The organism is Methylosarcina fibrata AML-C10 (assembly GCF_000372865.1).
GTDB lineage: Bacteria > Pseudomonadota > Gammaproteobacteria > Methylococcales > Methylomonadaceae > Methylosarcina > Methylosarcina fibrata.
In genome coordinates, this window is record NZ_KB889965.1 from 4,014,267 (window position 1) to 4,032,819 (window position 18,553).

At 51.5% G+C, this 18,553-nt stretch carries 18 protein-coding genes; all 18 read left to right on the forward strand.

Going from position 1 to position 18,553, the window contains the following annotated elements; translation table 11 throughout:
* The first annotated feature begins 705 nt into the window (after window positions 1–705).
* The 18 genes from nadA to A3OW_RS0118945 all read left to right on the forward strand — a co-directional run bounded on the left by nadA (window position 706) and on the right by A3OW_RS0118945 (window position 18,552).
* Entirely contained in the window at window positions 706–1,794 is a 1,089-nt protein-coding gene (nadA, locus tag A3OW_RS0118860; RefSeq protein WP_020565019.1) for a quinolinate synthase NadA, read from the forward strand.
* Between the two features lie 100 nt (window positions 1,795–1,894).
* Window positions 1,895–2,458, forward strand: a complete 564-nt coding sequence (locus tag A3OW_RS0118865; RefSeq protein ID WP_020565020.1) for a hypothetical protein — start codon at window positions 1,895–1,897, stop codon at window positions 2,456–2,458.
* A gap of 267 nt (window positions 2,459–2,725) precedes the next feature.
* Window positions 2,726–3,085 (forward strand): ATP synthase subunit I, encoded by a 360-nt coding sequence (locus A3OW_RS0118870; protein ID WP_020565021.1) that lies wholly within the window; start codon window positions 2,726–2,728, stop codon window positions 3,083–3,085.
* Between the two features lie 25 nt (window positions 3,086–3,110).
* Entirely contained in the window at window positions 3,111–3,887 is a 777-nt protein-coding gene (gene atpB, locus A3OW_RS0118875; protein ID WP_026223728.1) for a F0F1 ATP synthase subunit A, read from the forward strand.
* Window positions 3,888–4,036: 149 nt separating this feature from the next.
* A complete protein-coding gene (gene atpE / locus A3OW_RS0118880) occupies window positions 4,037–4,324 on the forward strand; it encodes a F0F1 ATP synthase subunit C (protein WP_026223729.1) in 288 nt (95 codons plus the stop codon).
* Window positions 4,325–4,364: 40 nt separating this feature from the next.
* Window positions 4,365–4,835: a F0F1 ATP synthase subunit B gene (locus tag A3OW_RS0118885; protein WP_026223730.1), complete on the forward strand. Its 471-nt coding sequence runs from the start codon at window positions 4,365–4,367 to the stop codon at window positions 4,833–4,835.
* A gap of 9 nt (window positions 4,836–4,844) precedes the next feature.
* Complete coding sequence (locus A3OW_RS0118890) at window positions 4,845–5,378, forward strand: F0F1 ATP synthase subunit delta (protein WP_020565025.1); 534 nt, start codon at window positions 4,845–4,847, stop codon at window positions 5,376–5,378.
* Window positions 5,379–5,394: 16 nt separating this feature from the next.
* The gene (gene atpA / locus A3OW_RS0118895) at window positions 5,395–6,936 is read left to right on the forward strand and encodes a F0F1 ATP synthase subunit alpha (RefSeq protein WP_020565026.1); all 1,542 of its coding nucleotides are present in this window, start codon (window positions 5,395–5,397) and stop codon (window positions 6,934–6,936) included.
* 12 nt (window positions 6,937–6,948) lie between these two features.
* Window positions 6,949–7,815 (forward strand): F0F1 ATP synthase subunit gamma, encoded by an 867-nt coding sequence (gene atpG / locus A3OW_RS0118900; RefSeq protein WP_026223731.1) that lies wholly within the window; start codon window positions 6,949–6,951, stop codon window positions 7,813–7,815.
* A gap of 32 nt (window positions 7,816–7,847) precedes the next feature.
* Window positions 7,848–9,248 (forward strand): F0F1 ATP synthase subunit beta, encoded by a 1,401-nt coding sequence (gene atpD / locus A3OW_RS0118905; RefSeq protein WP_020565028.1) that lies wholly within the window; start codon window positions 7,848–7,850, stop codon window positions 9,246–9,248.
* Window positions 9,249–9,275: 27 nt separating this feature from the next.
* Window positions 9,276–9,698 carry a F0F1 ATP synthase subunit epsilon gene (locus tag A3OW_RS0118910; protein ID WP_020565029.1) on the forward strand — a complete coding sequence of 141 codons (423 nt, stop codon included), beginning with the start codon at window positions 9,276–9,278 and terminating at the stop codon, window positions 9,696–9,698.
* An 89-nt stretch (window positions 9,699–9,787) separates the two neighbouring features.
* Complete coding sequence (gene glmU / locus A3OW_RS0118915) at window positions 9,788–11,158, forward strand: bifunctional UDP-N-acetylglucosamine diphosphorylase/glucosamine-1-phosphate N-acetyltransferase GlmU (protein WP_020565030.1); 1,371 nt, start codon at window positions 9,788–9,790, stop codon at window positions 11,156–11,158.
* A 1-nt stretch (window position 11,159) separates the two neighbouring features.
* Window positions 11,160–12,989: a glutamine--fructose-6-phosphate transaminase (isomerizing) gene (glmS, locus tag A3OW_RS0118920; protein WP_020565031.1), complete on the forward strand. Its 1,830-nt coding sequence runs from the start codon at window positions 11,160–11,162 to the stop codon at window positions 12,987–12,989.
* A 112-nt stretch (window positions 12,990–13,101) separates the two neighbouring features.
* Window positions 13,102–14,520 carry an L-lactate MFS transporter gene (locus A3OW_RS0118925; protein ID WP_020565032.1) on the forward strand — a complete coding sequence of 473 codons (1,419 nt, stop codon included), beginning with the start codon at window positions 13,102–13,104 and terminating at the stop codon, window positions 14,518–14,520.
* Between the two features lie 673 nt (window positions 14,521–15,193).
* Complete coding sequence (locus A3OW_RS28715) at window positions 15,194–15,439, forward strand: helix-turn-helix domain-containing protein (RefSeq protein WP_232422405.1); 246 nt, start codon at window positions 15,194–15,196, stop codon at window positions 15,437–15,439.
* 113 nt (window positions 15,440–15,552) lie between these two features.
* Complete coding sequence (locus tag A3OW_RS0118935) at window positions 15,553–15,903, forward strand: transposase (protein WP_157385938.1); 351 nt, start codon at window positions 15,553–15,555, stop codon at window positions 15,901–15,903.
* A 169-nt stretch (window positions 15,904–16,072) separates the two neighbouring features.
* A complete protein-coding gene (locus A3OW_RS0118940) occupies window positions 16,073–17,359 on the forward strand; it encodes a nucleotide sugar dehydrogenase (protein WP_020565034.1) in 1,287 nt (428 codons plus the stop codon).
* A 128-nt stretch (window positions 17,360–17,487) separates the two neighbouring features.
* Window positions 17,488–18,552: an NAD-dependent epimerase/dehydratase family protein gene (locus A3OW_RS0118945; protein WP_020565035.1), complete on the forward strand. Its 1,065-nt coding sequence runs from the start codon at window positions 17,488–17,490 to the stop codon at window positions 18,550–18,552.
* Window position 18,553: the final 1 nt, after the last annotated feature.

Consider the following 18,553-nt stretch of genomic DNA (forward strand, 5'->3'; position numbering starts at 1 on the left):
TACTTGTTGATGTCCGAATCCCTTAATAATGACAACCCTGGGCTTAAAAACTATTACGATTTTAATATCCTGTCAATAGGCTAATTCGCCCGGTGGGGGCGGGATAGATGTCCCTAATGACTGGAGAGGGATTTGGATCAAGGGTAGGCTGTTATCCAATGGAGTAATGGCGCAAGCCGGCCGGTTTTTCACAAGATTCGAAAAATTCGGCTGGCTCTAACGTATCAGGTTATCTTATTTGGCTTGTGCAAGGATCTGCCCGGGTCAAGCCGAGAGAGCGATTCGTCGTGGGGGCCGCGGCAAAGTTTCTTCGCGAGTTAATGCTCTGAGTTAATGCTCTGAGTTTATTAATGTTTTATCTGCATTGAACCAATATGGTCCATATGTTATCATCAAAAAATTTTTACGGATCGTAGAGAGCGCAGCTTCGGGTTGCAAACTGTCAAATCAAATTATTCATGCGGTCACTTGTTTTCTGTCTCCTGCCGGGAAAATTTTTTGTCCGGAAATGTCCGGTTGCTTTTTGCCGTTTGCCAAAATCCGGATCGGAAGCCCGGCTGCCTTGCTGATGATAAAGTTTATCGATAAGCGATTGCCGTTCGCTTGGCGGCGTTCGGGCAAACCATTCCCCGTTAAACTTCCGGTTCAGGAATCAGTCATAGCGTAATAATTTTTGCTTCAACCTTTTTTCCGGGATTCAACTAAATGACCTTACCTATTGAGGATTATGCCTTACTCGACGATAAAGAATGCGATGCTCGCATCGTGGCGGCAAAAGCCAGGCTGGGCAGCCGTTGCGTTATTCTGGGGCATCATTATCAGCGGGATGAAGTTTTCAAGCACGCCGATTTTACCGGCGATTCGTTAAAGCTGTCCCGGGACGCCGCCCGTTCGGAAGCCGAATACATCGTCTTCTGCGGCGTCCATTTCATGGCCGAAGTCGCCGATGTCCTGTCGAGGCCGGATCAAATCTCGATCTTGCCGGATCTGGCGGCCGGCTGTTCGATGGCGGACATGGCCAATCTGATCAAGGTGCGAAAGTGCTGGAAGGAACTGGCTGAAGTGATCGACGTCGAGAATGAAGTCACCCCGATCACTTACATCAATTCGGCGGCGGATCTGAAAGCGTTTTGCGGCGAGCACGAAGGCATCGTCTGCACTTCGTCGAATGCGCAGAAAATTCTGGAGTGGAGTTTTGCCAAGCGGCCCAAGGTTTTGTTTTTCCCCGATCAGCATCTGGGGCGCAATACCGGTTACCGGATGGGCATTCCCCTGGAACGGATGGTCACGTGGGATTTCAACAAGCCGCTGGGCGGATTGACCGAAGAACAAATTCGAAACGCCAGAATGATACTCTGGAACGGCTATTGTTCGGTGCACCAAGCCTTCAAGCCGGAACAGATCGACCGTTTTCTGGAGCGCTACCCGGAAACCCGGGTAATTTCCCATCCCGAAGCCTGTTTCGAGGTTTGCCGGAAATCCGATTACGTCGGTTCGACCGAATACATCTTGAAAACGGTCCGGCAGGCCGAGTCCAATACCCGCTGGCTGGTCGCTACGGAACTGAATCTGGTCAATCGTCTGCATGAAGAGTGCAAATCCCAGGGGAAAAACGTGCATTTCATGTCGCCGATGCTGTGCATGTGCTCGACCATGTTCCGGACCGATCCGCAGCATCTGGCCTGGGTCATGGAAAACCTGGCGGCAGGCCAGGTCGTCAACCGGATTTCGGTGCCGCCGAAAGAGGCTGATCTGGCCAGGCGCGCGCTGGAAAACATGCTGTCCGTAGCGTGATGTTCGGCGGTTAAGGAAAGGATGTCCTGAACGCGGGCAAGACCGGGCGCGAAAGTTGGTGATACAATTCGAAGCCGATACAAAAGTGCGAGTAACCACGATGAGCCGAAATTATTTCAGTTTTGCCTTCGGGCGTTGTCCAGCCGCTTTGGGGTTTGTTTTTCTGATCGCAGGCTTTTTTTTGACCGGATGCGAAAAAGAAACGCAGCACAGCCCGCTGGTCAAGGAAACAGTCAAAAAATTTGAAGTGGCTACCGCTCTGGAAGGATCCGTCGCCGATGACCAGGGACCGGTCAAGACGGGGACCGTCCGGGTCCTGGACGGTCAGGGCCGAATGATCGCCGGTACGCAGTTGCAGAACGGCGACCGGTATCGGATCGAAATCCCGGCCGGGACCGTTTTGCCGGTCGTCCTGTCCTATCTTCCTTCAGGAAAGGAAACGGATGCCGGTGAATTGATCACGGCGGTCGTGCATCCGAACCTGACTGTCTACAGCATCAATCCGCTGTCCACCGCCATCGCCAAGAAAGCCCGGGAGCTCGGAGGCTATACGCACGCCAATCTGGTCCTGGCGGCGGAAAGCATGGGCACGGTTCCGGACGCCAACAAAACCACGGCCGGCTTTCGGGGCGATCCCACCAAGCAGTACGGCGGCTGGCACTGACGAATTATCATAACCTGTCGGTAAAACGGCATGATTTAAGCCGTTTTGTTACGATCGATATTGAAGGGTAAGTAAACCTCCCTTGCCCAGAGCATTCTTTTCATTAATCTATTCCGGCGATTCGGTTTCGTAGCGACAAAGCCGGCTTTGTTAACCTAAGCTGGTCTCTTCAGGCCGTTCGGTCTATTGCCGTTTCGATGGAATCCTTCCTTGATTTAATGCAGTCCACCCGCTATAATCGTCCAGCTAATTCATTTGGGGCGCAGTGTGGCGGATAAAAAGCTATCGACTGTCGGTAAAGTTCTGATTTTTCAGATTTTGATTATTGCAGCGATGGCTTTGGGGTTTGCCGTAACGAGGGGATGGGTTTCGAGTTATTCCGCAGCGCTGGGCGGGTTCGCGGCATTCATTCCGAATCTGTATTTTGCAATCAAAATGCAAAGAGCCTCCGGGCTGGAAGCACGAAAGATTGTCAGGTCGTTTTATGTCGGGGAATCCGGCAAGCTACTGTTGACAGCCGCTTTGTTCGCGCTGATTTTTCAAATTCCAAACATAGAAATTTTACCGCTGCTGGCAGGTTATCTGGCAGCCTTGTCGGTTTTTTGGTTTGCGCTCTTGATGCGCTGAAATATTAATTAGGTAGAGAGGAACGATGGCAACCGAAGCTCATGCCGCTGAAGGGGCAACTGGTTATATTATTCATCATTTAACACCCCTTAGCGCAGGGGAGGGTTTCTGGACCCTGCATCTGGACACCTTGTTTTTTTCGGTTGTTTTGGGCGTTTTGTTCGTCTGGTTTTTCAAGACGGCGGCGGAAAAGGCCACTTCCGGAGTGCCGGGCCTGGCGCAGAATTTCGTCGAAATGATGATCGAGTTCGTCGATACCCAGGTCAAGGACACGTTCCACGGCCGAAGTGCACTGATCGCGCCGCTGGCGTTGACGATTTTCTGCTGGGTGTTTTTATTCAATTTCATGGATTTGTTCCCGGTCGACCTCCTGCCGTTTATCGGTTCGATGATGGGGTTGCCGTATCTTCGGGTCGTGCCCAGTACCGATTTGAACGCGACCTTCGCGATGTCGATCTCGGTGTTCTGCCTGATCATTTTTTACAGCATCAAGGTCAAGGGCCCCTGGGGGTTTGCCAAGGAAATGCTGTTTCAACCGTTCGGTCCCTGGCTGTTCCCGTTCAACCTGCTGCTGAAAGTCGTCGAGGAAATCGCCAAGCCGATTTCCCTCGGGCTGCGGTTATTCGGCAATCTGTATGCCGGCGAATTGATTTTCATCCTGATCGCCCTGTTGCCTTGTTACATCCAGCCGTTGCTGAGTTTTCCCTGGGCGGTCTTTCATATTCTGATCATTACCTTGCAGGCCTTCATCTTCATGGTATTGACGATCGTCTACCTGAGTATGGCGCACGAAGATCATTGATTTATGCCGTGCGGCGCCGATTCCGATCGATGCGGATCACTCTGAAATGCATGGGATTCAAGCAGCGCTTTCAGGCGGTGTGAGACGGTTCAAGCCGGACAAAATGTCTTTTTTTACTGTTTTTTTATAACGTATCTATTGGAGGTATCATGGAAATTGCAAGATTAATTGCCGATGTACAAGGTTTGACTGCCATCGCGGTAGGTCTGGTTCTTGGTATGGGCGCTTTGGGAACGGCGATCGGCTTCGGCTTGCTGGGCGGAAAATTTCTGGAAGGCGCGGCGCGTCAACCTGAAATGGTTCCGATGCTGCAAGTTAAAATGTTCGTTGTCGCAGGTCTTCTGGACGCGGTCACCATGATCGGCGTCGGTCTGGCGTTGTTCTTTACTTTTGCCAATCCGTTCCTGTCCGCCGTACAGGCCGCTGCTGCCGGTTAATGCGGGCTGATTTACCACCTATCGACAAGAGGAACGCATCGTGAGTATCAATGCTACCCTGATTGGGCAAATGATTACATTTGCACTTCTGGTCTGGTTTACCATGAAGTACATTTGGCCGCCTTTATTTAATTCTTTGGAAGAAAGAAAAAATAAAATTGCCGCCGGTCTGGCAGCGGCCGAAAAGAGTCAGGAAGACTTGAGACTGGCTGAAAAAAAGGCCTTGAGCGTCATTAAGGAAGCGAAGGATAAATATTCTGAGATTGTCAACGAGGCGCAAAAACGCGCCAATGAAATCGTTGAAGAATCCAAGGACACCGCACAAAAAGAAGGCGATCGTCTCAAACTTGCAGCTAAAGTGCAAATCGAGCAGGAAATTCAGCAAACGAAAGAAAGCTTGCGTATAGAAGTCGCGAACCTGGCGGTCAAAGCTGCGGAACAGATTCTGAGCGCGGAAATCGACAAAACCAGGCATCAGGACATTCTTGATAAAGTTTCCAACAAACTATAGGTTGAGTAAATGAGCGAACTGGCAACATTGGCGAGGCCATACGCATCCGCGGCGTTCAAAAGAGCCAAGGAGACCGGCGCCACGGAGAAATGGTCCCAATCCCTGGCGTTTATCGAAGCGATTCTGGCGAATCGGGACGTTTCCAGGCTGGTCGATAATCCGAACGTGAGCAATGAACGCAAGTCGGCCTTGATGCTCGATTTGTGCGGCGACAAAGTGGATCCGGAAGTCGGAAATTTCCTGCAACTGCTCGTTTATAACAAGCGGCTCGGCCTGGTTCCCTACATAACGCGGCTTTACGAAGAATTGAAGGCTCAGGACGAAGGCTACATCGAAGCCGACGTTTATACCGCATATGCCCTGACCAAGGAAGCAAAGGCTCAGTTCGCTTCGTCGCTGGAAAAAAAATTAGGCAAGAAAATCCATATGAAGGTCACCGTGGATAAGTCCCTGATCGGTGGCGTCCTGGTGCGGGCGGGAGACAAGGTTATCGACGGCTCCGTCAGAGGCCAGCTCAAACAAATGCAAAAGACTCTACAGTGAGAGTGAGATCAAGCACATGCAACTAAATCCATCTGAAATAAGTGATCTGATTAAGAAGAAGATCGAAAACTTCGATCTCGGCGCGGAAGCGCACACCGAAGGCACCGTCGTCAGCGTGACTGACGGTATCGTAAGAATCCACGGGCTTTCCGAAGCGATGCAGGGAGAAATGCTGGAATTCCCGGGCAATACCTACGGCATGGCGCTCAACCTGGAGCGCGATTCGGTGGGCGCCGTCGTCCTGGGCGCCTACCAGCACATTTCCGAAGGCGACACCGTCAAATGCACCGGCAAAATTCTTGAAGTGCCGGTCGGCGAAGCCTTGCTCGGCCGCGTGGTCGATGCGCTCGGCAATCCGATCGACGGCAAGGGCGCCATTGAAACCAAGGAAACTTCACCGATCGAAAAAATCGCTCCGGGCGTTATTGCGCGCCAGTCGGTAAGCCAGCCGGTGCAATTGGGCCTGAAATCGATCGACTCGATGATTCCGGTAGGCCGCGGTCAGCGGGAGCTGATCATCGGCGATCGTCAGACCGGAAAAACCGCGATCGCCGTGGACGCCATCATCAACCAGAAAGGTACCGGCATCAAATGCATCTATGTGGCGATCGGGCAAAAACGTTCCTCGATCGCCAACGTCGTGCGCAAACTCGAAGAGCACGGTGCGATGGAGCACACCATCATCGTTTCGGCTTCGGCTTCGGAATCGGCCGCTCTCCAGTTCATCGCGCCCTACACCGGTTGTTCGATGGGCGAGTATTTCAGAGACCGCGGCGAAGACGCCCTGATCATTTACGACGATTTGACCAAGCAGGCCTGGGCTTACCGTCAGGTGTCCCTGTTGCTGCGCCGTCCTCCGGGACGCGAAGCGTATCCGGGCGACGTGTTTTACCTGCATTCGCGCTTGCTGGAAAGAGCGGCCCGGATCAATGCGGACGAAGTGGAAAAACTGACCGGCGGCAAAGTGAAAGGCAAAACCGGCTCTTTGACGGCGTTGCCGATCATCGAAACGCAGGGCGGGGACGTCTCGGCGTTCGTACCGACCAACGTGATTTCCATTACCGACGGCCAGATCTTCCTGGAAACCAACCTGTTCAACTCGGGCATCCGGCCTGCGGTCAACGCCGGTTTGTCGGTATCGCGGGTAGGCGGCGCGGCGCAAACCAAGATCATTAAAAAATTGGGCGGCGGTATCCGTCTCGACCTGGCGCAGTATCGGGAACTGGCGGCATTCGCCCAGTTCGCCTCCGATCTGGACGAAAGCACCCGCAAGCAGATCGAGCGCGGCCAACGCGTCACCGAACTGATGAAGCAGAACCAATATTCGCCGATGTCGGTCGCGCAAATGGCGGTGTCGCTGTATGCGGCGAACCAGGGCTTCCTGGACGCAGTCGAGGTGAACAAGGTGCTGGCGTTCGAAGCCGCGTTGCAACTGTACATGAAGACGGAGCATTCGCAATTGATGGACACCATTAACGCCACCGGCGATTACAACGATGAAATTGCCCGGGGCTTGCAGTCCGCGATCGAAAACTTTGTTAAAACGCATAGCTGGTAAAAGGGTCTTCTAATGGCTGTTGGCAAAGAAATACGCAATAAGATTGGGAGTATTAAAAATACTCAGAAAATCACGCGCGCGATGGAAATGGTCGCGGCCAGCAAGATGCGCAAAACCAAAGACAGAATGCAGGCGACGCGACCTTATTCTCAGCGCATCGGCAGGATCATCAAGCATCTGGCGCATGCCAATCCCGAGTACAAGCATTCGTTTCTGGTGCAGCGCGAGACCAAACGCGTCGGCATCATCGTGATCAGTTCCGATCGGGGCTTGTGCGGCGGTCTGAATTCGAACCTGTTCAGGAAAACGCTGGTCCAGTTGTCGCAGTGGGACAAGGCCGGTATCGAGGTCGACGTCTGCACGATAGGCACCAAAGCGACCGTTTTTTTCAGCAATCTGAAAAAAACGACCCTGGTCGGTCAGATTTCCAAGCTGGGCGATACGCCTCATCTTCAGGACATCATCGGCATCATCAAAATCATGCTGGACGCCTATGAACAGGGCCGAATCGACGAACTGTACGTGGTCAGCAACGAATTCGTCAATACTATGACGCAACGGCCCACCATTGAAAAATTGCTGCCGGTCGCCGCCAGCGAAATGGAAGAGGACCTGTCCGGGCATTGGGATTACATTTATGAGCCGGACGCCAAAGACGTTCTGGATCATTTGCTGGCGCGCTACATCGAATCGAAAGTCTTTCAGGGGCTGGTCGAAAACAATGCCTGCGAGCAGGCCGCGCGCATGGTGGCGATGAAGAGCGCCTCGGACAATGCCGGCAAGCTGATCCAGGAACTGCAATTGATCTATAACAAAGCCAGACAAGCCGCCATCACTCAGGAAATTTCGGAAATCGTCGGCGGCGCGGCAGCCGTTTAAGCCTAAGAGCGACAAAATCAAGAGGACACAGAATGAGTTCGGGTAAAATCGTACAAATTATCGGCGCGGTCGTAGACGTGGAGTTTCCACGCGAAAACCTGCCCAAGGTATATGATGCACTGACAGTCGACGGCGTCGGCCTGATCCTGGAAGTGCAACAGCAATTAGGCGACGGCGTGGCCAGAACGATCGCCATGGGAAGTACCGACGGACTGAGCAGAGGCTTGGCCGTCACCAATACCAACGCGCCGATTTCGGTTCCGGTCGGCAAGGAAACCCTGGGCCGGATCATGAACGTGTTGGGACAGCCGATCGACGAACGCGGGCCCATCGGCGAAACCGTCTCCTGGGGGATCCATCGCGAAGCGCCCAGCTATGCCGACCAGGCGGCCGCCAATGAACTGCTGGAAACCGGCATCAAGGTGATCGACCTGATCTGCCCGTTTTCCAAAGGCGGCAAGGTCGGCCTGTTCGGCGGCGCCGGCGTGGGCAAGACGGTCAACATGATGGAGTTGATCAACAACATCGCAACCGAACATTCCGGTTTGTCGGTGTTTGCCGGGGTCGGGGAAAGAACCCGGGAAGGCAATGACTTCTATCACGAAATGCAGGAAGCCGGCGTTATCAACATCGAAAATCTGTCGAACTCCAAAGTGGCGATGGTCTACGGGCAGATGAACGAGCCGCCCGGAAACAGGCTGCGCGTGGCATTGACCGGTTTGACCATGGCCGAATATTTCCGCGACGAAGGCCGCGACGTGCTGTTCTTCGTCGACAACATTTACCGTTACACTCTGGCCGGTACCGAAGTATCGGCATTGCTCGGCCGTATGCCGTCGGCGGTGGGCTATCAGCCGACCCTGGCGGAAGAAATGGGCGTTCTGCAGGAGCGGATCACCTCGACCAAGCACGGTTCGATCACTTCGATTCAGGCGGTTTACGTGCCTGCGGACGACTTGACCGACCCGTCTCCGGCGACCACGTTCGCGCACTTGGATGCGACCGTCGTATTGTCGCGGCAAATCGCCGAGCTCGGCATTTATCCAGCCATCGATCCTCTGGATTCGACCAGCCGCCAGCTCGATCCCCTAGTGATCGGCCAGGAGCATTATCAGGTCGCCCGAAGGGTTCAGGGCATCCTGCAACGCTATAAAGAGCTGCGCGACATTATCGCCATTCTGGGCATGGACGAGCTGTCCGAAGAAGACAAGCTGATCGTGGCGAGAGCGCGGAAAATCCAGCGCTTCCTGTCGCAGCCGTTCTTCGTCGCCGAAGTATTTACCGGAACCCCGGGCAAATACGTATCGCTGAAGGACACCATCGCCGGCTTTAAAGGCATTATCGAAGGCGAATACGACACGATTCCGGAGCAGGCGTTCTACATGGTGGGTACCATCGACGAAGCTCTGGAAAAAGCAAAAAGCCTGAAGTAAGTCAATGACACCACAAGGTATGCGAGAATGACCACGACCGTACAAGTAGACATCGTAAGCGCTGAAAAAGAAATCTTTTCGGGAACGGCGGAAATGGTATTCGCGCCCGCCGAGATGGGCGAAGTAGGCATCGCGCCTCGCCATGCTCCTTACATCACGCGTCTGAATCCTGGGGAAGTGCGGGTCAAGATCAACGACAAGGAAAGTCATCCGTACTACATCTCCGGCGGCATGCTGGAAGTTCAGCCGCATCTGGTAACAATCCTGGCGGATACGGCGATCCGTGCCAAAGACATCGACGAGGCGGCGGCTCTCCAGGCCAAAGCCCGAGCCGAAGAGGCTCTGGCCGACAAATCCGGCCAGATCGACTACGCGACGGCTCAGGCCCAGTTGGCGCAAGCGGTGATGCAGCTCAGAACACTGGACAGGTTGAGAAAACGCGGCGGATAACGGCGCGGCAATCTCTATCTCAGGACTTTATAAAAAGCCCGGTAGCGTTTAAACTCGTTATCGGGCTTTTTTATTTGACGGAAAGTAGAATGAAAATTACCACAATTATCCTGGCGGCCGGCAAAGGCACGCGGATGCGCTCCGAACTGCCGAAAGTGCTGCATAAAATTGCAGGCAAACCCTTGCTGAAACATGTGTATGACATGTGCAGCGAATTGCAGAACAACCGCATTAAAATCATTTACGGCCACGGCGCCGAGCAGGTTCTGGAAGTCTTAAAGGACCTGGATGCCGACTGGATCGAGCAGAAGCAGCAGTTGGGTACGGGCCATGCCGTGCAGCAGGTCAAGGATCAAATCAACCCCGCCGACATCGTCCTGATTCTTTACGGCGACGTTCCCTTGTTAAAACTGGGAACGGTCAAGCATTTGATCGCCGAAGTCAGCGACAAGTCGCTGGCCTTGTTGACGGTCAATCTGGAGAATCCGAGAGGGTATGGTAGAATCGTTCGTAACGATCATGGCGCGGTGACGCGCATTGTCGAAGAAAAAGACGCATCGGAGAGCGAAGTTCTCATCAGGGAAGTCAATACCGGCATCATGGCGGTTCAGGGCGGGCACCTGATAAAATGGCTGGACCGGCTGAACAACCACAATGCTCAGGGCGAATATTATTTGACCGACATCATCGAAATGGCGGTGGCCGATCACGTCCACATCGCCACCAGCCAGCCGAAAACGATTGACGAAGTGCTGGGGGTCAATAACCGCAGCCAGCTCGGTCATCTCGAGCGAGTCCATCAACTGGAGCAGGCTCAGCAACTGATGGAGCGAGGCGTCACCCTTTACGATCCGGTGCGCTTCGACCTCCGGGGCACAATAGAGCATCTGGGGCTTGATATCGAAATCGACGTTAACGTGATTCTCGAAGGACAAATCAGCATCGGCAACAACGTCAGGATCGGCGCCAATTGCCGAATCGTCGACAGCGTGATTGAAGACAACGCCGAAATACTCGACCATAGCCTTATCGAAAAAGCCGTTGTCGGACAAGGCAGCCGCATCGGCCCTTTCGCCAGATTGCGTCCCGAGACGGTCATTGCACGCAACGTTCATATCGGCAATTTTGTCGAGATCAAGAAGTCGTCGGTAGCCGACGGTAGCAAGATCAATCATTTGAGCTATATTGGGGATTGTACTGTAGGCAGCCGGGTCAACGTCGGCGCCGGCACGATCACGTGCAATTATGATGGGGTCAACAAGTTTCATACAGTTATCGGAGACGGCGCCTTTATCGGTTCCGACACACAACTGATCGCTCCCGTTACTATCGGACAAAATGCGACCATAGGCGCCGGTTCGACGATTACCAAAGACAGCCCAGAAAACCAACTGACCTTGAGCAGAGCGAAACAGGTATCGATAAACGGCTGGCAAAGGCCGAGCAAGAGGGAAAAATAATATGTGTGGCATTGTAGGCGGCATCGCGCAACGAAACGTGGTCCCCATTCTGATGGAAGGACTGAAAAGGCTGGAATACCGTGGCTACGACTCTGCCGGGCTTGCGGTAGTAAGCAATGGAGCCATTTGCCGAAAAAGGCAGTTGGGAAAAGTTAAAGGTCTGGAAGAACTGCTGAACGCCGATCCCGTTTCAGGCCTGATCGGCATCGCTCACACTCGCTGGGCCACGCACGGCAAGCCCAGCACCGCCAATGCCCATCCGCACGTCAGCCGGAACCGGGTGGCCGTGGTTCACAACGGCATCATCGAAAACCACGAGCAGTTGCGCGACGTTCAGGTGCAATTAGGCTACGAATTCACCTCGGAAACCGATACCGAAGTGATCGTGCACGCGATCGATCATGCTCTGGAGTTTTCCAGAAATTTCGTCGGCGCCGTCAAACATGCCGTTAAAAAACTGGAAGGCGCCTACGCTCTGGGCATCGTTTGCAGCGATTATCCGGACACGTTGATCGCCTGCAGAAAAGGCAGCCCGTTGGTGATCGGCATCGGCATCGGGGAATATTTTGTGGCTTCCGACGTCACGGCCCTGCTGCCGGTGACGCGCCGGTTCATTTTCCTGGAAGACGGCGACCTGGCGGTCATCAAAATCGACGAACTGCTGATCTATGATGCGCACGACAACCTCGTGGACCGCCCGGTCAAGGAAAGCCATCTGGCGGCCGACGCCGTCGACAAGGGCGAATACCGCCACTACATGCTGAAGGAAATCTACGAGCAGCCGTTCGCCATCTCGCAGACGCTGGAAGGCCGTTTCATCAACGGCCGGCTCCAGGAAAGCTCGTTCGGGCATAATGCCTCCGCCGTGTTCGACCGGATCAAATCGGTGATGATTCTGGCCTGCGGCACCAGCTACCATGCCGGCCTGGTCGCGCGCTACTGGTTCGAACGGCTGGCCCGTATTCCCTGTCAGATCGAAGTGGCCAGCGAGTTTCGCTACCGGAATCCGGTGCTCGATCCGGACACTCTTATTGTCACTATCTCTCAGTCCGGAGAAACGGCTGATACCCTGGCCGCCCTGCAGGAAGCCAAGCGACTCGGCGCCAAACATTCCCTGACCATCTGCAATGCGCCCGAAAGTTCCCTGGTCAGGGAATCCGATCTGGTCTTGATGACCCGCGCAGGTCCCGAAATCGGCGTCGCTTCCACCAAAGCCTTCACCACCCAATTGACTACGCTGCTGCTGCTGCTGATCGCCATCGGCCGACGCTTTCAGTTGTCCGAAGAGCTGGAACGGAAAATCACTTCCGAACTGTTCGGCTTGCCGGGCAAGGTCGAAAAAACGCTGCAACTCAACGACGAAATTCAGGAGCTGGCGGAGCAGTTCGCGGAAAAGGAACACGCCTTGTTCCTGGGCCGGGGCACCCATTATCCGATCGCGATGGAAGGGGCGTTGAAGCTGAAGGAGATTTCCTACATCCATGCCGAAGCCTATCCGGCCGGCGAGTTGAAACACGGCCCGCTGGCTCTGATCGACGGCGACATGCCGGTGATTGCGGTGGCTCCGAACAACAGCCTGCTGGAAAAACTCAAGTCCAATCTGCAGGAAGTCAGCGCGCGCGGCGGCCAGTTGATCGTATTCAAGGACGAATCGCTGACCTCGGCCAACGAAGGCAACGTGCAGTACCTCAAGATTCCGAAAGTCGAGAATGAAATAGCTCCCATCGTCTTTACCGTGCCCTTGCAGCTTCTTGCCTATCACGTCGCTGTGCTGAAAGGCACCGACGTCGATCAGCCGAGAAATCTGGCGAAGTCGGTGACGGTGGAGTAAACGTAACTTTAACGAAACGACAAAACCGCTGTGTTCATTCCTCAATCGATTTCGAGCATCAAAATGTCCTTATCGAAACTGCGGACGTCGATGAGGGAGTAATTCGGTTTATATGTCAGGTTTTTTCTCCAAACAGCACAGTATCGCGAGGCCCGGTTACAATCGCTGGATGGTTCCTCCGGCCGCGTTGTCGGTTCATCTTTGCATCGGCCAGGCCTATGCCTTCAGCGTATTCAACGACCCATTGACTCGGGTCCTCGGCATCATCGGTTCCACTCCGGAAGACTGGGAACTGACGACGCTGGGCTGGATTTTCAGCCTGGCGATTGTTTTTCTGGGGGTGTCGGCGGCTTTCGGCGGTAAATGGCTGGAAAAGGTTGGCCCCAGGTTGACAATGTTCGTCGCCGCCTGCTGCTTCGGCGGCGGCTTTCTAATTTCTTCACTGGGCGTGTATCTGCATGAAATCTGGCTGCTGTATCTGGGTTACGGCGTGATCGGCGGCATCGGACTCGGTTTGGGTTATGTCTCGCCGGTGTCGACCCTGATCAAATGGTTTCCGGACCGCCGCGGCATGGCGACCGGCATGGCCATCATGGGCTTCGGCGGCGGCGCGATGATCGGTGCGCCGCTCTCGGTCATGCTGATGGATCATTTCAAATCATCTATGTCGGTGGGCGTCATGGAGGCCTTTCTGGTCATGGGCGGCCTGTATTTTGTGTCGATGCTGATCGGCGCCCTGACGATCCGTCTTCCTTCTGCCGATTGGCGGCCAGCGGGATGGACGCCGAAGACCGGGCAAAACAGGATGATTATTAATCATCACGTCCATATCGATCAGGCCTTGAAGACGCCGCAATTCTATCTGTTGTGGCTGGTGCTGTGTCTGAACGTCACTGCCGGCATCGGCGTGTTGGGGCAGGCGTCGGTGATGATTCAGGAAATGTTCAAAGGCGCGGTCACGCCCGCGGCGGCAGCCGGCTTTGTCGGCCTGCTGAGTTTGTTCAACATGGGCGGGCGCTTTTTCTGGTCGTCGGCGTCCGATTTTCTGGGCCGTAAAAACACCTATTTCGTATTTTTTACGCTGGGCCCTTTGCTTTACGCCGCCGTTCCCACGATGGGCATGCTCGGCAATATCGGGCTGTTCATCATTTTGTATGCCGTTATCATGAGCATGTACGGCGGAGGTTTCGCAACCATTCCCGCTTATCTGGCCGATATCTTCGGCACCCGCTTTGTCGGCGGCATTCACGGGCGTTTGCTGACGGCCTGGTCGACCGCAGGGGTATTAGGTCCGGTGCTGGTCAATTATTTGCGCGAATTCCAGATCGAACAGGGCGTGGCGAAAGCCGATGCCTACAATGTGACGATGTATCTGATGGCGGGTTTGCTGGCCTTGGGATTTCTGTGCAATTTGCTGATCCGTCCGGTGCATGAAAAACATCATATGGACCGTGATGAAATCGATGATGCTGTGTCGATCGGCAACGGCGCCGGTTCCGAATTGGCTGTTTCCGAGACTTCCACAAACTGATGAGGGTGAGCCTGCAATGAAATCCGTCGAACGAAACCTAGGCGCCTGCCTCAGTTGCTGTTCGGGCTTTATGCCACCATCCCTTTGGATTAGTGTGTGTTCAACTCTGAAAAGGGGCTCGTCTTAGTTTGATGTTTAATTTGCCATCACGAACCCGTAACTTTCCGTCGATGAAAACATGAATTCTTGTCCGAGAGCTCGATGTTTTAAATAGGTGCGATAGGTTCAATGAGCTGGGTGTAAAAACGGTGTGTAATGGCTTGGACAGTAAGGCATAATCAGGCGAACGGGGCGGAAACAATTGGACCATGCGGACCACCTTGTTACATCAGGACTCTACAATAAGCCGTTGCAGTAAAAAATCAAAAGTTATACGCTAAATCAGAATGCGGCTTGATGAAATCTTTGAACATCATATTTGACAATAACTCAAAACCCACTGCTTTATTGATAAGCGCTTAACAATAAATCGGCTTGTGTATAAGATATACGGAGTTACCCAGACAGTCCCGGAAGGAAATGCGAGTTGTCCACGTTGAATTGACCGAAACCGAGCGAGAGTTATTACACCACCTGATTAAGAAAGGCAGCGATTAGCGAGAGCGGGCAGAATCGATTTTACAGCTTGCCGGAAGGGTCTACGTCGTTCGAGGCGGCGAAAAAGCAAAGGTTGATGCCGGAGACGATACGCGAACGACGGCGCCAATGGTTCAAGAACGGATTCGCCAGCCTAGCCGATCAACCGCGCAGCAGAGAGCCGAGGAAGTTGAGTGATGAGCACCGAGCGCGGTTAAAGATGTGGGTCGAGGCCGAACCGTTAAGCAGCCGAACTTTGATCATTCGTTTGAAAACCGAGTATGGTGTCGACGTCAGTGCCGGCACCCTGCGTAACGAGCTGAAGCGGATGGGTTATGTGTGAAAACGGACGCGTTACCGTTTACAAAAAGCACGACCCCGAGTACTTTGAACAAGCCCAACGCGACATAGCGGAATTGATTGAACAAGCGAATGCGGGCAAAATTGAACTGGCTTATGTCGACGAAGCCGGCTTTGCGCCGCAACCGCCCAATCGTTCGGCGTGGACCCCAAGCGGCGAAACCCAGGCTATCACGGCGAAACGAGGGGCGCCGGCTGAATGTAATCGGTGCCCTGCGGTCGTCGGGCCAGTTGGTCCTGACGAAATTATGGCAAAGTATCCATGGCTTATGGTTCTTTGCGTTTTTGATGGCCATGCGGCAACAAGTCCGCAAGCCCATGATGGTGATTTTGGACAATGCCTCCATTTACACAGCCCAAAAATTGAAACCTTACTGGGACCTTTTGGAAAAAAAAGACATGCGGTTTTATTGCTTGCCCGTACAGTCCCGAACTGAATCGGATTGAACTGCTTTGGCGCAAGATGAAATACGAATGGCTCCCATTTAAACTCTATATACCGGACGAACTGGAATGAGCCATCGATGAAATGGGCCAAGAGTTTGGGGATTTATATAAGCTGACTTTTTGTTAAGCGCTTATTAAATAAAAGAAGAAAAGTGAAAAGGAAAAGTGTATGAAACAGAATATTGTTGCAATTGTTGGGTTGGGTTATGTTGGGTTGCCATTAGCGGTGGAGTTTGGGAAAAAGTTTGAAACTATTGGGTATGACTTATCCGAAAGTAAAATTGCCAATTATAAAAAATATATTGACCCGACAAGAGAAGTCTCAAAGCAAGATTTTTTAGCCTCGTTTGGCTTGAAAGTAACCAATGATCCTAGTGAGATAAATAGAGCTGATTTTGTGATCATAGCAGTACCTACACCAGTAGATGCTGCACATCAGCCAGATTTTTCACCTTTGGTTAAAGCTTCAACTACAGTTGGCAAATATTTAAAACGAGGTGCTATTGTTATTTATGAGTCGACTGTCTATCCTGGAGCAACTGAGGATATTTGCATACCTATACTCGAACAAGAATCCGGCCTTAAATGGAAAAAGAATTTTCATGTCGGCTATTCACCGGAACGAGTTAATCCCGGGGACAAAGAGAAAAAAATTACGAAAATTATTAAGGTAGTGTCTGGCGATGAATTAGAAACACTCGATAAAATTGCCAAACTATATGAAAGCATAATTGATGCCGGTGTCTATCGAGCCAGTTCTATCAAAGTGGCTGAAGCGGCAAAGGTTATTGAAAATACTCAACGCGATTTAAATATAGCGTTGATGAATGAGCTATCTATTATATTTTCCCGTATAGGTATCGATACTCTGGAAGTATTAGAAGCTGCGGGAACTAAATGGAATTTTTTACCTTTCCGCCCTGGGTTAGTAGGTGGGCATTGTATTGGAGTTGATCCCTATTATCTGACTCATAAAGCGGAGATGATCGGCTATCATCCTGAAGTGATTCTTGCTGGAAGACGAATTAATGATGGTATGGCTTCATTCATTGCGCAGCAAACGGGTATGCTATTAATTCGTGCTGGTTATTCAATCAAAACTGCAAAAATTATTGTCTTGGGTTTAACTTTTAAAGAAAACTGTCCTGATTTAAGAAATTCAAAAGTTGCAGATGTAGTCTATGAATTACAGAATTTTGGTTGGGACGTATCAGTGCATGATCCAATAGCCGATCCTAAAGATGCGATAGACGAATATGGAATCTCATTGATGAATTGGGCTGATTTGCCAAGCGCAGATGCGATTGTTGCAGCAGTTTCTCATAAAGAATATTTAGAATTGCCTTTTACTGATTTATTAGGGAAACTAAAACCAGGCGGTGTGTTTGTAGATGTGAAATCGGTATATGATCCGGTTTTTATTCAGTCGGCTGGTTATAATTTGTGGCGACTGTAGCATTTGAATTTTATTAGATTATTTCAATAAAATAAATTTCATCAATAATTGATAATTTTTAATTATTAAAAATATTGATGATTAATTAAATTTAAGGACTATGTATTTTTAAATGCATAATTTAATTTATGGAATTTACTAAAATATTATTAAATCGGTTTTCGGATAATCCGGCTACCTGGTTGATTACGGGGGTTGCAGGCTTTATTGGCTCAAATTTGTTAGAAGCGTTACTTGATAATGGTCAGCGCGTTATTGGGCTTGATAATTTTGCTACCGGTCATCAGCGTAATTTGGATCAAGTTAGAGATATTGTTGGTGAAGAGCGGTGGGACAACTTCAAGTTCATCAATGGCGATATCAGAGATATTGCTGTTTGCCATCAAGCATGCATGAAGGTGGACTTCGTATTACATCAGGCAGCACTCGGTAGTGTCCCAAGATCCATTGCAGATCCTGTTAATACTAACGCGGCAAATATCGATGGATTCTTAAATATGTTGGTTGCCGCACGTGATGCCAAGGTGAAACGCTTTATTTATGCGGCCTCTTCTTCAACTTATGGCGATCATCCAGGCTTACCCAAAGTGGAAGATAAAATTGGAAAGCCTCTATCTCCTTATGCTGTAACCAAGTATGTGAATGAACTGTATGCGGATGTATTTGCAAGATGTTATGAGTTGGAGTCAATCGGATTACGTTATTTCAATGTATTTGGCCCCAGACAGGACCCTGCTGGCGCATACGCCGCAGTAATCCCCAAATGGATTACCGCCATGGTTCGGGGGGAGGATGTCTATGTCAATGGTGATGGCGAAACTAGTAGAGATTTCTGTTATATAAAAAATGTCGTGCAAGCCAATCTACTAGCCGCAATTACTCAAAATAGCGCAGCAGTTAATCAAGTCTATAATATTGCTGTTGGCGATCGTACTACGCTAAATCAATTATTGGATTATCTAAAAGAAAATTTAGTTTTATATTTTAATAGGCTCGAAAATTTCAAGCCCATTTATCGGGATTTTCGATCTGGAGATGTTCGTCATTCACTCGCGAATATTTCTAAAGCTCAGGCGTTATTAAGTTATGCGCCAACATATGATGTTAAAGCAGGATTATCGGAGGCATTAGATTGGTATTTAAAAAATCTTAACGAAATATTTATTGATAATTATCCGTCTTCACCGACTTAAG